The 13,522-nt window shown below is 64.4% G+C and carries 14 protein-coding genes; 10 read left to right on the top strand and 4 right to left on the bottom strand.

Features of this window, described 5'->3' with window-relative positions:
• Nucleotides 1-24 precede the first annotated feature (24 nt).
• The 6 genes from GQB03_RS11320 (at nt 25) to GQB03_RS11295 (ending at nt 6,439) form a co-directional block, all read left to right on the top strand.
• Nucleotides 25-2,229: a RelA/SpoT family protein gene (locus GQB03_RS11320; protein ID WP_159688991.1), complete on the top strand. Its 2,205-nt coding sequence runs from the start codon at nt 25-27 to the stop codon at nt 2,227-2,229.
• Between the two features lie 12 nt (nt 2,230-2,241).
• Nucleotides 2,242-2,625 carry a PTS sugar transporter subunit IIA gene (locus GQB03_RS11315; protein WP_159688988.1) on the top strand — a complete coding sequence of 128 codons (384 nt, stop codon included), beginning with the start codon at nt 2,242-2,244 and terminating at the stop codon, nt 2,623-2,625.
• A 7-nt stretch (nt 2,626-2,632) separates the two neighbouring features.
• Nucleotides 2,633-2,902: an HPr family phosphocarrier protein gene (locus GQB03_RS11310; protein ID WP_159688986.1), complete on the top strand. Its 270-nt coding sequence runs from the start codon at nt 2,633-2,635 to the stop codon at nt 2,900-2,902.
• A 77-nt stretch (nt 2,903-2,979) separates the two neighbouring features.
• Nucleotides 2,980-4,704 (top strand): phosphoenolpyruvate--protein phosphotransferase, encoded by a 1,725-nt coding sequence (ptsP, locus tag GQB03_RS11305; RefSeq protein ID WP_159688983.1) that lies wholly within the window; start codon nt 2,980-2,982, stop codon nt 4,702-4,704.
• A gap of 65 nt (nt 4,705-4,769) precedes the next feature.
• A complete protein-coding gene (locus GQB03_RS11300; RefSeq protein WP_159688980.1) occupies nt 4,770-4,958 on the top strand; it encodes a DUF3460 family protein in 189 nt (62 codons plus the stop codon).
• 53 nt (nt 4,959-5,011) lie between these two features.
• Nucleotides 5,012-6,439, top strand: a complete 1,428-nt coding sequence (locus tag GQB03_RS11295) for an exonuclease domain-containing protein (protein WP_159688978.1) — start codon at nt 5,012-5,014, stop codon at nt 6,437-6,439.
• A gap of 6 nt (nt 6,440-6,445) precedes the next feature.
• On the opposite strand, the gene alr is transcribed toward GQB03_RS11295, so the two are convergent.
• Entirely contained in the window at nt 6,446-7,510 is a 1,065-nt protein-coding gene (gene alr, locus GQB03_RS11290; protein ID WP_159688975.1) for an alanine racemase, read from the bottom strand.
• Nucleotides 7,507-8,820: a D-amino acid dehydrogenase gene (locus GQB03_RS11285; protein ID WP_159688972.1), complete on the bottom strand. Its 1,314-nt coding sequence runs from the start codon at nt 8,818-8,820 to the stop codon at nt 7,507-7,509. The genes alr and GQB03_RS11285 overlap by 4 nt, the downstream gene beginning before the upstream one ends.
• A gap of 175 nt (nt 8,821-8,995) precedes the next feature.
• Here GQB03_RS11285 and GQB03_RS11280 point away from each other — a divergent pair, with 175 nt between their 5' ends.
• From GQB03_RS11280 to GQB03_RS11265, 4 genes are all read left to right on the top strand, one after another.
• On the top strand, nt 8,996-9,460 hold the full coding sequence (locus GQB03_RS11280) for a winged helix-turn-helix transcriptional regulator (protein WP_159688970.1): 465 nt from the start codon (nt 8,996-8,998) through the stop codon (nt 9,458-9,460).
• A gap of 190 nt (nt 9,461-9,650) precedes the next feature.
• The gene (locus tag GQB03_RS11275; protein ID WP_159688967.1) at nt 9,651-10,322 is read left to right on the top strand and encodes a CsgG/HfaB family protein; all 672 of its coding nucleotides are present in this window, start codon (nt 9,651-9,653) and stop codon (nt 10,320-10,322) included.
• A gap of 18 nt (nt 10,323-10,340) precedes the next feature.
• Complete coding sequence (locus GQB03_RS11270) at nt 10,341-10,700, top strand: DUF4810 domain-containing protein (RefSeq protein ID WP_159688964.1); 360 nt, start codon at nt 10,341-10,343, stop codon at nt 10,698-10,700.
• A 14-nt stretch (nt 10,701-10,714) separates the two neighbouring features.
• Nucleotides 10,715-11,374 carry a DUF799 domain-containing protein gene (locus GQB03_RS11265; RefSeq protein WP_235027029.1) on the top strand — a complete coding sequence of 220 codons (660 nt, stop codon included), beginning with the start codon at nt 10,715-10,717 and terminating at the stop codon, nt 11,372-11,374.
• A 49-nt stretch (nt 11,375-11,423) separates the two neighbouring features.
• Here the strand turns inward: GQB03_RS11265 and GQB03_RS11260 are convergent, their stop codons facing one another.
• Nucleotides 11,424-12,167, bottom strand: coding sequence for a uracil-DNA glycosylase family protein (locus GQB03_RS11260; RefSeq protein ID WP_235027028.1), 744 nt, complete (start codon nt 12,165-12,167; stop codon nt 11,424-11,426).
• On the bottom strand, nt 12,164-13,447 hold the full coding sequence (locus GQB03_RS11255) for an AmpG family muropeptide MFS transporter (protein ID WP_159688955.1): 1,284 nt from the start codon (nt 13,445-13,447) through the stop codon (nt 12,164-12,166). The genes GQB03_RS11260 and GQB03_RS11255 overlap by 4 nt, the downstream gene beginning before the upstream one ends.
• Between the last annotated feature and the right edge of the window lie 75 nt (nt 13,448-13,522).

The following is a 13,522-nucleotide window of genomic DNA, read 5'->3' as shown; positions in this document are numbered from 1 at the left end:
CCGCGGGGGGACGGAGGAGTGGACATGGCCGGCAGCAGCTCCACCGTTCCCGAAGTTCTGATCGAAACACCACGATCCAGTGTTCTTTCGCTCGATTTCGAGCGACTCAAGAAGACGATCTCGGAATACCTCCGACCCGAAGACGTCGGCAGGGTCGAGGCGGCCTATCATTTCGCCGCCCAGGCCCACAGCGGCCAGTTCCGCATCAGTGGCGAACCCTACATCACCCATCCGGTAGCGGTAACCGAACTGGTCGCCGGCTGGCGCCTCGACGCTCAGGCGCTGACCGCGGCACTGCTGCACGACGTGATGGAAGACACCACCGTCGCCAAGCAGGAAATCGCCGATCGCTTCGGCAAGGTCACCGCCGAACTTGTCGACGGCCTCTCCAAGCTCGACAAGATCGAGTTCCGCAGCCAGGAAGAAGCGCAAGCCGAAAACTTCCGCAAGATGCTGCTGGCGATGGCCAGCGATCTGCGCGTGATCCTCATCAAGCTGGCCGATCGCCTGCACAACATGCGCACGCTCGACTATGTGCGCCCCTCCAAGCAGCGCCGCATCGCCAGCGAGACGCTCGAGATCTACGCGCCGATCGCCAACCGCCTGGGCCTCAACGCGCTCTACCGCGAGCTGCAGGAACTGTCCTTCATGCACAAGTATCCGATGCGCTACCGGGTACTTGCCAAGGCCATCCGCGCCGCCCGCGGCAACCGCCGCGAGGTGGTCAGCAAGGTCCTTGCCGCGATCGAGGAACGGCTTCCGCAATGGGGCATCGCGGCTGAGATCCAGGGCCGCGAAAAGCATCTGTACGGCATCTACCGCAAGATGCTGGAAAAGCGTCTGTCCTTCTCGCAGGTCCTCGACATCTACGGCTTCAGGGTGATCGTCACCGACACCGCCACCTGCTATCTCGCCCTCGGTGCGCTGCATGGCCTCTACAAACCGGTGCCCGGCAAGTTCAAGGACTACATCGCGATACCCAAGGGCAACGGCTACCAGTCGCTCCATACCACCCTGATCGGACCGTTCGGCACACCGGTGGAAGTCCAGATCCGCACCCACGAGATGCACCACATTGCCGAAACCGGCGTGGCCTCGCACTGGCTCTACAAGGAAGACGAGAAGACCCTCTCCGAACTCCAGCACAAGACCACCTCGTGGCTGCAGTCGCTCCTGGAGTTGCAGAACGCGAGCGGAGACTCCGCGGAGTTTCTCGAGCACGTCAAGATCGATCTTTTCCCGGGGGAAGTCTATGTTTTCTCGCCCAAGGGAAAGATTTTCTCGATGCCACGCGGCTCGACATCGGTTGATTTTGCCTACGCAGTACACACCGATGTCGGCAATCGCTGCGTGGCCTGCCGCATCAATGCGGAACTCATGCCATTGCGGACCGAACTGCGCAACGGCGACCAGGTGGAAATCATCACCGCCGCGCATGCCAGCCCGAATCCCGCCTGGCTGTCCTATGTGCGTACCGGCAAGGCCCGTGCCCAGATCCGCCACTTCCTCAAGAACGTCCAGCAGGAAGAATCGTCCGCACTCGGCGAGCGCCTGCTCAATCAGGCTTTGCGGCCCCACGGGCTGACGCTTGGGCAGATCAGCATATTCGCCTGGGACCGCTTCCTGCGCGACCGCGGCGTGCGCAACCGCAAGGAAATCTTCACCGACATCGGCCTCGGCAAGCGGCTGCCGGTCATCGTCGCCCGCCGTCTGGCCGAGGCCCAGGACATGGAGACCGGCCGGCCCGACGTCGTCAAGCCCAAGCCTGCCGGCGCCATCCTGATCCGCGGCAGCGAAGGCATCGCGGTGCAGCTGGCAAAATGCTGCCAGCCAATCCCCGGAGATCCGATCATCGGCATCATCCGCAAGGGCCAGGGTCTCGAGGTGCACGTGCATGACTGCCCGACCATCCAGCGGCTGCGCGGCGAACGCGGACGCTGGGTGGACGTGGAGTGGGAACATACCGACGGCCGACACTTCGATGTCTCGATCCGGGTCCTTACCCACGACGCGCGCGGTGTATTGGCCAAGGTGGCCAATGCGATCGCCGAGAACAACGCGAACATCCAGCATGTGCGCATGGATTCCGAACAGGTGCCCTACTCCAGCCTCCAGTTCACCCTTCAGGTAACTGACCGGATCCATCTCGCGCGCCTGCTCAAGGGAATACGGCGGATTCCCGAAGTGGTGCGCATCATGCGGACCAGGGGCGATGGCACGGTCAGCTGACGGGGGGCGGCGATGATCGGCATCCTGCTGATTACCCACGGCAGTCTGGGCGAATCGCTGCTCCAGTGCGCCTGCCACGTACTCAACCGCCGTCCGCCGCAGATTGCGCAACTGGGCATCGCCGCCCAGGACGATCCGCTTGACCTGGTGCCGCTGGCACAGCGCATGAAGGAGATGGTCGACTCGGGTGACGGCGTGCTGATCCTGACCGACCTGTTCGGCGCGACTCCGTCGAACGTGGCCATGAAGCTGCTGGAGAAAAACCGGATCGAGGCCGTTTCGGGCGTCAATCTGCCAATGCTGTTGCGGGCGCTCACCTACCGCGAGAAAGATTTCAGAACCCTGATTCAACGCGCCGTCTCGGGAGCCTGCGACGGCGTGGTTCACATCACCTGAGGAAAAAATGCCCCGCGCAGATGCCGAAATCATCAACAAACTTGGCCTTCATGCCCGCGCCTCGGCCAAACTGACCCAGACTGCGAGCAACTTCAAGGCCGAAGTCATGCTGGAACGCAATGGCCGCCGGGTCAATGCGAAGAGCATCATGGGCGTGATGATGCTGGCCGCAGCCAAGGGCAGCACCATCGTCGTCGATACGGAAGGCCCCGACGAAGATGAAGCGCTCGAGGCGATTCTGGCTCTGATCGCTGACTATTTCGGCGAGGGAGAGTAAATCCGGGGCGCAACCGGCGTGCCACCATGCCAAGCATCGGCTAACATTCCCGTGGACACCACTCGCGGAACGCGCCAATGACTTTCGCTCTGCACGGATTACCGGTATCGCACGGCATCGCCATTGGCCATGTTCACCTGGTCTCCCATGCGCTGCTCGAAGTCAATCACTACCATGTGCAGCCGCGTCACCTGAAGAAGGAGCTCGAACGCCTGCGCATCGCGGTCGACACTGTGCGCGGAGAGCTGGCGGGTCTCAAGGCAGCGACCGGTTCGGGACAGGGGCATAGCGAGGTCGGCGCCTTCGTCGACCTGCATATCATGCTGCTCGACGATCCGATGCTGCTGGACGCCGCACGGCAGTTGATCGAAGAACGTCGCTGCAACGCCGAGTGGGCATTGGTGCAACAGATGGAACTGCTCGTCGAGCAGTTCGAGCAGATCGACGATGCCTACCTGCGCGAGCGCAAGGCCGACGTGGTGCAGGTCGTGGAACGCCTGGTCAAGGTGCTGCTCGGGCGTCCCGGCCATTTGCCGCCGCGGCGCAAGGACGGTCTGGGCACCATCGTGGTCGCGCACGATCTCTCGCCGGCCGACACGATCGGCTTCCGCGAACATCATGTCGCAGGCTTCGTCACTGACGTCGGCGGGCCGACCAGCCACACCGCCATCGTTGCCCGCAGTCAGAGCATCCCTGCCGTGGTGGCGCTGCATCACATACGCCACCTCGTCGAGGACGACGAACTGGTGATCATCGACGGCACCCGCGGCGTGGTCATCATCGAACCCGACGAGCGTGTGCTCGAAGAGTATCAACTGCGCAAGGCCGAGCTCGAACTCGAGCGCTCAAAACTCAAGCGTCTGGTGACGGCGCGCTCCGCTACGCTCGACAGCGAGGCCATCGGCCTGTTCGGCAATATCGAGCTCCCCACCGACGTCGCCCAGGTCAAGGCCGCCGGTGCGGACGGGATCGGTCTGTATCGCACGGAATTCCTGTTCATGGGCCGCGAGACCCTGCCCGACGAAGAAGAACAGTTCGAGGCCTATCGCAAGGTCATCAAAGGCATGGCCGGCAAGCCGGTCACCATCCGCACCCTCGACATCGGAGCGGACAAGGCACTCGAAGGCATCAACACCCGGGTCGAACCCAATCCCGCGCTTGGCCTGCGCGCAATCCGCTTCTCGCTCGCCGAACCGCAGATGTTCCTTGCGCAGTTGCGTGCCCTGTTGCGAGCCTCGCATTACGGCAAGCTCAAGTTGCTGGTGCCGATGCTGGCCCATGCCCACGAGATCGACCAGACGCTGGGTCTGATCGCCCAGGCGCGCGAACAGCTGCGCGAGAAAAAGCAGAAATATGACGAACATCTCGAGATCGGGGGCATGATCGAAGTGCCCGCCGCCGCACTCGCACTCGGAATGTTCATCCGGCGCCTGCAGTTTCTCTCGATCGGCACCAACGACCTGATCCAGTACACCCTCGCCATCGACCGCACCGACGAAGCTGTCGCGCATCTCTACGATCCGCTGCACCCCGCCGTGCTGAAACTCATCGGCGGCACCATCCAGAGCTGCGCACGCTTCGGCTTGCCGATATCGGTATGCGGCGAACTGGCTGGTGACAGCACCTACACGCGTCTGCTGCTCGGCATGGGGCTGCGCGAATTCTCGATGCACCCATCGCAGATTCTGGAGGTCAAGCAGGAAATCCTGCGTGCCGACGTCGGCGACATCGCACCCAAGGTCCAGCGCATCCTCAAGATGGATGAGCCTGCCCGCATTCGCGAGGCGATGGAACGTCTCTGACCCGCGGGCCGTATCTTCCGCGCTGTGCGACTGCTAGAATTCCGCTTTCCTTTGCGGAGAGCGTCATGGCGATCTACGAATCCGAACACACCAAATTCATGCGCGAGTGGATGGACAAGCATCCCGAGGAAGCGGCGGAGCAGGCGAAAGGCCGGGCTCTGTGGTGGGACAAGCCGCAGACACTGGAAACCAGCAAGCAGTATCGCGAAGCGGAAGTGCCGCAGAAGGCCTACTACTATCAAACCGGTGACTGAAAACCCGTCCCGGGCGGCAGGCTTCGAACCGGCACGCCAGGCCTAGTGCGGCAGTGTCCCTGCCCGCTTCGCTGGCCATCGTCGATGTCGAAACGACCGGTGCCAACCCGGTAAGTGACCGTATCACCGAGATCGCTATCCTGCGCGTCGAAGACGGCCGCGTGACCGAGCGGTGGTCCAGTCTGGTCAATCCCGGCCGACCGATTCCCGACAACATCCAGACACTGATCGGCATCACCGACGAGATGGTCGCCGATGCCCCCGTCTTTGCCGCGCTTGCCGACGATGTTCGTGCCCGCCTCGGGGACTGCACATTCGTGGCGCACAACGCGCGCTTCGATTACGGCTTCGTCCGCAATGCCTTCGCACTGATCGGCGAGGATTACCACGCCGAGGTGTTGTGTACCGTCAAGCTCTCGCGGGCACTCTATCCGGAGCACCATCGTCACGGCCTCGACGCCCTGATCCAGCGTCATGACCTCACCTGCAGTGCTCGCCATCGTGCGCTCGGCGATGCGGAAGTCCTGTGGGATTTCCTGCAGAAGGCGAGTTCTGCGTTCAGCCCCGAAACCGTCCGCGATGCCGCGGCGAGGGCGATGAAGATGCCGCCCCGCCCGGCGGGGCTTCCGGAGGGTATGCTCGAAGGCATTCCGCCGAAGCCTGGGGTCTATCTCTTCTTCGGCGAGGGGAACGGCGGCAAGGACGTACCGCTCTATCTCGGCAGGAGCATGAACCTGCGCTCTCGCGTCGGCTCGCACTTCACCGGCGAGCACCAGAACGGCAAGGATGCGCGCATCGCCCAACAGGTGCGGCGGGTTGAATGGGTGGCAAGCGCCGGCGAACTCGGCACGCAGTTGCTCGAAGCGCGACTGCTCAAGCAGCACGAACCCCAGCACAACCGCTCGCTGCGGCCCAACGACGAGGTCACCGGCCTGCGCCTCGTCGCCAATCGCCGCAAGCCGCCGATCTTCGAACGCGTCAAGCTCGCACGCAAGGATCCGGCGAGTTGGGGCGACAATCTTTACGGGACCTTTCGCAACAAGCGGGAAATCGACAACACCCTGCGGGAGTTTGCGCACCTGTACCGCCTGTGCCCACGGCGACTCGGTCTCGAACCGGGCCAGGATGGCCCCTGCTCCGCCTGCCAGACCAAACGCTGCAATGGCGTCTGCGCGGGCCGCGAGAGCCCGACTGCCCACGATGAGCGGCTTGCTGCCGCACTGGCCCCGCTGCGCATCAAACCCTGGCCCTGGCCGGGTCCAGCAGGTATTCCCGAAACGGACAAGGATAGCGGCTGCGTCGAGATCCACGTGATCGATCGATGGTGCTACCTCGGCACGGTCGCGGACGAGGCGGCGTTCGCCAGGCTTGTCGCGAATCCACCAGCCAGACAATTCGATCTCGACGTCTATCGCATCCTCGGCCGCTGGCTTGCGGTGGAAGCGCACCGCGAACAGGTCATCCCGACCGGTCCGGCCTGAAGCCCTTCAGCTGCCCCGGTACTCGAACCGCACGCGCTTCACGTTGCACAGCAATTCGTAGGCGATCGTGCCGGCAGCGCCGGCGACCGCGTTGATCGGTACCTCGGCGCCCCAGAACTCCACCCGGCTGTCGAACCCGGCTTCGTCGAGCGCGCTCAGGTCGACCGTGAGCATGTCCATCGAGACCCGGCCGATGATGCGGCTCGGCCTGCCATCGATGCTGACCGGCGTACCGGAGGGCACGACCCGCGGATACCCGTCCGCATAGCCCATTGCAACGAGCCCGACACGGGTCGGCCGCTCCGCGACGAAGCGGGCGCCGTAGCCCAGTGGCTCGCCGGCGGCGATCTCGCGCACCGCAATGACACGACTCTCCAGCGTCATCACCGGCTTGAGCTGCCCGCCGTCAAGCGGCATCGGGTCGGCGCCGTAGAGCATGATGCCGGGCCGCGCCCAGTTGCCGCGCACCGCGGGCCAGCCGAGGATCGCGGCCGAATTGCAGATGCTGTGCTCGGCCGGGATGCCGGCAGCGCCAGCCTGGAAGCGGGCGAACTGCTGCTCGGTCGCGTCCGCGTCGGGCTCGTCAGCACGGGCGAAGTGGGTCATCAACGTGACCCGCCCGACCTTTCCGCCGGCAAGCAGCCGATCGTGCAGTTCGCGAGCCTGCCCAGGCGCGAAGCCGGCGCGGTTCATGCCGGTGTTGAGCTTGAGCCAGACATTGAACGGCTTCTTAGGGGTGTAGCCATCGAGCATGCGAAGCTGCTCGGCGTGATGCACCACCATCCACAGGTTGCGCGCGTCCACCTCGGCGAGTTCGGCCGCTTCGAAGACGCCCTCCAGCAACAGGATCGGGGCAGTGATACCACCATCACGAAGGGCAATCGCCTCCTCGATCGCCGCCACCGCGAAGCCGTCGGCCTCGCCCTCGAGGACACGGGCACACCGCAGCGCCCCGTGCCCGTAGGCATTCGCCTTGACGACCGCGAGGGCACGGTCGCCATGCAGCGCCTTGGCGAGGCGGTAGTTGTGACGCAATGCGTCGAGATCGACGAGGGCGCGGGCTGGTCTCATGCGGATTCTTTGGCGTGTGCGAAGCCGGGACGCGATGCGCGGCCCGAAGACGCTACTTTGCCATAACGCGCGAGCGCCAGATCATCACAACGGATCGCCGGATTGCGACCGGTCACCAAATCCGCCATGAGCTTGCCGGAGCCGCAGGCCATGGTCCAGCCGAGCGTGCCGTGGCCGGTCGACAGATACAGGTTGGGGAAGCTGGTGGACCCGACGATCGGCGTGCTGTCCGGCGTCATCGGCCGCAGGCCGGTCCAGAACTCCGCCTTCGCAACATCGCCGCCGCCGGGGAAGAGATCATTCACCACGAGCTCCAGGGTTTCGCGCCGATGCGGGTTGAGGCGCAGGTCGAAGCCGCCGAGCTCGGCCATGCCACCGACCCGGATCCGGTCGTCGAAGCGGGTCACAGCGACCTTGTAAGTCTCGTCGAGCACGGTCGATACCGGCGCCAGGTCGGCATTGCCGAGCGGCACCGTGAGCGAGTAGCCCTTTACCGGATACACCGGCAGGTCGAGGCCAAGGCCTGCCGCGAGCTTGCGCGAATAGCTGCCCAACGCAAGCACGAAGCGGTCGCCACCAATGACCTCATCGCCGCAGCGCACGCCGATCACCGCACCGCCGCCGGAAATAACCTCATCGATCGACACCCCGTAGCGGAATTCCACGCCAAGACTGGCAGCCATCTCGGCAAGTCTGCGGGTAAACAGGTGACAGTCACCGGTCTCGTCGTTGGGCAAACGCAGTCCGCCGGCCAGCTTGTCCTTCACACGCGCCAGCGCGGGCTCGGCGCCGGCAAGGGCGTCGCGCTCCAGCAGCTCGAACGGAACACCGCACTCACGAAGCACGGCGATGTCGCGCTGCGCCGCCTCCATCTGAGCCTCGGTACGGAACAGCTGCAGCGTGCCGCCCTTGCGCTCTTCGTAATGCAGCCCGGTGTCGGCGCGCAATTCGCGCAGCACGTCGCGGCTGTATTCGGACAGGCGCATCATGCGCTCCTTGTTAACCGCGTAACGGTCGGCCGAGCAGTTCTTCAGCATTTCGGCCATCCACTTGAGCTGGAACAGGCTGCCGTCAGCGCGGATGGCGAGCGGCGCATGACGCTGGAACAGCCACTTGAGCGCCTTCAGCGGAATGCCCGGAGCTGCCCACGGAGTGGAATAGCCGGGCGAGACCTGACCGGCATTCGCATAGCTGGTTTCCAGCGCCGGGCCGTTCTGACGGTCTATGACAGTCACGCGAGCACCTGCGCGGGCGAGAAAGTAGGCAGTAGTGGTGCCGATGACACCGCTTCCGAGAACGACGACGTGCATGAGGGACTCTCCTGGGGCATTGCCGGAGCTCTTTGGGATGATCGCCTACCGATCTCCTGCACTCCGTTGAATATGCAAAGTTTAGAGAGCCTCATGCAGTGAATTTCACTTAACTATCGGGGTGGTACCATGCAATTCACCTTTTGAACGCTCAAAAGCCACGGAGCCTGGTGAAATGCGCGACCTCGACAAGACCGACCGGAAAATCCTCGATATCCTGCAGAAGGATGGACGTATCACGATGACCGACCTGGCCGCGAAAGTGGGCCTGTCCACCACCCCGGTCACCGAACGGGTCAAGCGCCTGGAGCGCGAGGAGGTCATCACCGGCTACCACGCCCGCATCAATCCGCAGGCCCTCGGCCTCAACCTGCTGGTGTTCGTCGAGATCAAGCTCTCGGCGAAGAGCGGGGAGGTCTTCGAGCGGGTGAAGAAGGAGATGATGTTCGTCCCCGAGGTGATGGAGTGCCACCTGGTTTCGGGCGACTTCGACTACCTGGTCAAGGCCCGACTGAGCGAGATGAGCGAATATCGGCGCCTGCTCGGCAACATCCTGCTCAAGCTGCCCTCTGCGGCGGAGTCGCGCAGCTATGTGGTGATGGAGGAGCTGAAGGAAACGCTTTACCTGCCGGTCGGCTGAGGCGCCATGCCCGGCCCCGCCTCGGCACGCCAGCAATCGCGGGACGGCGCGGCATTGCCCCACCCGCGGGGCCAGCCCTTCCATCTCGATCCAGCCAAACATGCGATTCCGTGCTCGAGTGGGCACCCACCCGCTAGGACATGGTGATACTCTCCCGCCTCCTTCCCACTGATCAGATCGGGCCCCCATCATGTCCTCCAGGCACTTCACGCTCGCGCTTCTTTCCGCCACGGCCCTGCTCGCCGGATGCGCCACCGAAACCTCCCGCAGCCTCGAGGTCGCCCAGGTCGCGACCGCGAGCACGCCCTACAAGGGCGTCCGCAGCCCGATTGCGGTGGGCAAGTTCGACAACCGCTCGAGCTACATGCGCGGCTTGTTCAGCGACGGCGTCGACCGGCTCGGCGGCCAGGCCAAGACCATCCTCATTACCCACCTCCAGCAATCGGGCCGCTTCAGCGTGCTCGATCGCGACAATATGCAGGAGCTCGGCCAGGAGGCCGGACTGGCCAGGAAGACACAGCAGCTCAAGGTGGCAGACTACGTAGTGACCGGCGACGTCACCGAGTTCGGCCGCAAGGTCACCGGCGACCATCAACTGTTCGGCATTCTCGGTCGCGGCAAGACGCAGGTCGCCTATGCGAAAGTCAGCCTGAATATCGTGAATGTGGAAACCTCGGAAGTCGTGTTCTCGTCGCAGGGCGCTGGCGAATATGCCCTCTCGAACCGCGAAATCATCGGATTCGGCGGCACCGCCAGCTACGATTCGACCCTCAACGGCAAGGTCCTCGACCTGGCGATCCGTGAAGCGATCAACAAGCTCGTCGCGGGCATCGATTCCGGCGCCTGGCGTCCGGCTCGCTGATCTCCGGGACGCAGCAACATGCCATACCGAATCGCCGGCCGCGCGCTGGGCATCACCTGCATCGCCGGCTTCATCCTCGGCGGCTGCGCATCGGGGTCGCAACCTCTCTACTACTGGGGCAGCTACCAGCCGCAGGTATACCAGCGCCTGAAGGGCGAAACCACGCCCGAAGAGCAGATCGGCGCACTCGAAGAGGACGTCCAGAAGGCCCGCTCCAAAGGCCTCGCCTTGCCACCCGGCTATCACGCCCATCTCGGTTTGCTGTACGCCGAGATCGGCAAGGAAGACCAGGTCCGCCAGGAGTTCGAGACGGAGAAGACACTCTTTCCCGAGTCGGCAACGTACATGGATTTCCTGATGCGCAACTTCAAGAAATGAGCGGAACCGATATCGTGCCCCGAACAACGACCCCGCGCGTGGCCGCGCTGCTTGCCATGGCGGCGCTCGCAACCGGGTGCGCCACCACCCAGCCCTACGATTACACGGCCCTGCGCCAGAGCAACCCACGCTCGATCCTGGTCCTGCCGCCGCTCAACGAGTCTCCGGACGTGAATGCCGGAATCAGCGTCATGTCCCATGCCACCATGCCGCTGGCCGAATCGGGCTACTACGTCCTGCCGGTGGCCCTGGTGGAGCAGACCTTTCGCGAAAACGGCCTGACCACACCCAGTGACATTCACGCGGTGGCGCCGGCCAGACTGCGGGAAATCTTCGGCGCAGACGCGGGGCTGTACATCGACGTCACGAAGTACGGCACCACCTACGCGATCATTGCCAGCCAGACCTTCGTGTCCGCAAACGCCAGGCTCATCGACCTGAAGACCGGCGCGCTGCTGTGGGCTGGCACGGCGAGTGCGGCCAGCGACGAAGGCGGCAACAACAGCGGCGGCCTGGTCGGGCTGCTGGTAAAAGCCGTCGTCAACCAGATCATGGCCTCGATTACCGATCAGGGCCACGTCGTCGCCGGCGTCGCAACGACCCGACTGCTGAGTGCCGGGATGCCCAACGGCATTCTCTACGGCCCGCGCTCGCCAAAATACGTGCAGCCATAGTCAACGGCGGGCCGTGCGATAGCCGGCTTTGGTCATGCTCCAGGTCAGTTCAGGCCGCCCACACGCCCTGTTCCAGCAGCTGCTTCGTCGCCGCCGGACTCCAGCCGCGGTTCGCGGCCGGGCTGGCCGGGCTCGGGTGTAGCACGCGGCCGAACTGCACCGGCGTGCCGGCAAGTGCGGCACGTGCGCGGCCCTCGGCCCATACGCCGACACCGATCACCCACTCCGGTTCGAGCAGCTCGACCACGCGGCGCAGATGAGCGTCGCAGGCGGCTTCGAGCGGTGCGGATTCGGCCACCGGCAGTTTGTCGGGGGTCAGGTTGCGGCCACCGTCGAAGAACGCCAGCGGGCAGTAGTTGGCGACGTAATGCTCCGCGAAGAAAGCCTCCGGGCTGCCGAAGCGCTCGCGAAACAAGCCCCACAGGCGTCGCCCGCTGACTTCGGAGCGGGTGCAGTCGAAGCCCTCGATCGGCCGTTTCGGATTTTCCGTGACAGGCCGGCCTACCTCCGCCTCGAGGCCCAGCCAGTCGCGCACCGTGTCGATTTCGCCGAACGGCACACCGGTCTGCACCATGCCGAAGGGGCCCGGGTTCATGCCGACGAAGATCACCCGCTTGCGGCTCGCGCCGTAACGCCGAAGGTAAAGCTCGTTGGGCGCCCAGGCATAGTCGAGCGGGTTATAGACATGGCTCACCGGCGCGGCAAAGCGCATCGAATCGACGGCTGCATTCAAGTTACGGGCGGCCTCGACGAGCGCATCTGCAAGAAGTGGATCGGGTTTCATCGGCGTCATGGACTTGCGGGTTGGGCAATGGGCTCGGGCGAGGCATTCCAGGGCGCGGCCTTGAGCAGCAGCAGCATCCCGGGAAACGCCATTACGAAACATAGCCAGAAGAAGTGGTTCCAGCCCAGCGACTCGACCAGCCAGCCCGCCGAAGCGTTGATGAAGGTGCGCGGCACCGCCATCAGGCTGGTGAACAGGGCGAGTTGGGTCGCAGTGTAGGCGGGATGGGTGGTGCGCGCCATGTAAGCGACAAAGGCGGTGGTACCGAGGCCGGCGCCGATTGCCTCGCCGGCGATCACCGTGGCCAGCACCGCCAGCCGGCCGGCGTCGGAGGGCGCCGGCCCCAGCCAGGACAGCCACACGAAACCGAGGATGGTCACCAGCTGCACCACGCCGAACAGCCACAAGGCCCGGTTGATGCCCAGCTTGACCATCCAGATGCCGCCGACGATGCCGCCGATGACCATCGGCCAGAGTCCGGCGTTCTTGGCGATGATGCCGATCTCGGTCTTGCTGTAGCCCATGTCGAGGTAGAAGGGCGTGGCCAGCGCGGTGCACAGCGAATCGCCGAGCTTGTAGAAGAAGATGAAGGCCAGCACCAGCAGCGCCGACTTCACGCCGTGGCGGCCGAAGAATTCCCGGAAGGGCTCGATCACCGCGGCACGCAGCGTCCGCGGCGTGCCGGTTGCCACCAGCGGCTCCTTCACCATCATCGTCATCACCACCCCCGGCACCATGAACAGGGCGGTGATCAGGAACACCTGTTGCCACGGCAGATGATCGGCGAGGATCAGCGACAGCGAACCCGGCACCAGCCCGGCGATGCGGTAGGCATTGACATGAATCGCATTGCCGAGGCCCAGCTCCGCATCGGGCAGCAGCTCGCGGCGGAATGCGTCGAGGGCAATGTCAAGCGTCGCGGAGAGCAAGGCAATGGCCGCGGTTAGCGCGACCACCGTAGGCAAGTGCTCGGCCGGTGACAGGCGCCCCAGCCAGGCGATCGCCGCCAGCAGGCCGAGCTGCGTCACCAGCATCCAGCTGCGCCGGCGCCCCATCAACGGCAGGATGCCGAAGCGATCCAGCAGCGGTGCCCACAGGAACTTCCAGGTGTAGGGAAACTGGATCAGTGCAAAGGCACCGATCGCCTTCAGGCTCAGGCCTTCGGTCTTGAGCCAGGCCGGCACCAGGTTGAGGAGCAGGTAGAGCGGCAAACCCGAGGCGAAACCGGTGAAGATGCACACCAGCATCCGGCGGTTGAGCAAGGCGAGCAGCCAGGCGGGCGCAAACATCTGGGGCACGGAAAGGACAGCCGGAAGAGCAGGGGCAACCATTATCGCGGATCTGGGTCGGCGATGCGTCCAGGA

This window comes from Cognatazoarcus halotolerans, assembly GCF_009800965.1.
Lineage (GTDB): Bacteria > Pseudomonadota > Gammaproteobacteria > Burkholderiales > Rhodocyclaceae > Cognatazoarcus > Cognatazoarcus halotolerans.
This window is presented reverse-complemented; position numbering and strand designations above follow the sequence as displayed.

Excerpts from the sequence above, each read along its gene's own strand:
- GQB03_RS11280 (WP_159688970.1), top strand. The coding sequence starts at position 8,996 with ATGCGCGACCTCGACAAGACCGACCGGAAAATCCTCGATATCCTGCAG.
- ptsP (WP_159688983.1), top strand. The coding sequence starts at position 2,980 with ATGACTTTCGCTCTGCACGGATTACCGGTATCGCACGGCATCGCCATT.
- alr (WP_159688975.1), bottom strand. The coding sequence starts at position 7,510 with ATGAGACCAGCCCGCGCCCTCGTCGATCTCGACGCATTGCGTCACAAC.
- GQB03_RS11270 (WP_159688964.1), top strand. The coding sequence starts at position 10,341 with ATGCCATACCGAATCGCCGGCCGCGCGCTGGGCATCACCTGCATCGCC.
- GQB03_RS11300 (WP_159688980.1), top strand. The coding sequence starts at position 4,770 with ATGGCGATCTACGAATCCGAACACACCAAATTCATGCGCGAGTGGATG.
- GQB03_RS11285 (WP_159688972.1), bottom strand. The coding sequence starts at position 8,820 with ATGCACGTCGTCGTTCTCGGAAGCGGTGTCATCGGCACCACTACTGCC.
- GQB03_RS11320 (WP_159688991.1), top strand. The coding sequence starts at position 25 with ATGGCCGGCAGCAGCTCCACCGTTCCCGAAGTTCTGATCGAAACACCA.
- GQB03_RS11310 (WP_159688986.1), top strand. The coding sequence starts at position 2,633 with ATGCCCCGCGCAGATGCCGAAATCATCAACAAACTTGGCCTTCATGCC.
- GQB03_RS11315 (WP_159688988.1), top strand. The coding sequence starts at position 2,242 with ATGATCGGCATCCTGCTGATTACCCACGGCAGTCTGGGCGAATCGCTG.
- GQB03_RS11255 (WP_159688955.1), bottom strand. The coding sequence starts at position 13,447 with ATGTTTGCGCCCGCCTGGCTGCTCGCCTTGCTCAACCGCCGGATGCTG.
- GQB03_RS11260 (WP_235027028.1), bottom strand. The coding sequence starts at position 12,167 with ATGACGCCGATGAAACCCGATCCACTTCTTGCAGATGCGCTCGTCGAG.
- GQB03_RS11275 (WP_159688967.1), top strand. The coding sequence starts at position 9,651 with ATGTCCTCCAGGCACTTCACGCTCGCGCTTCTTTCCGCCACGGCCCTG.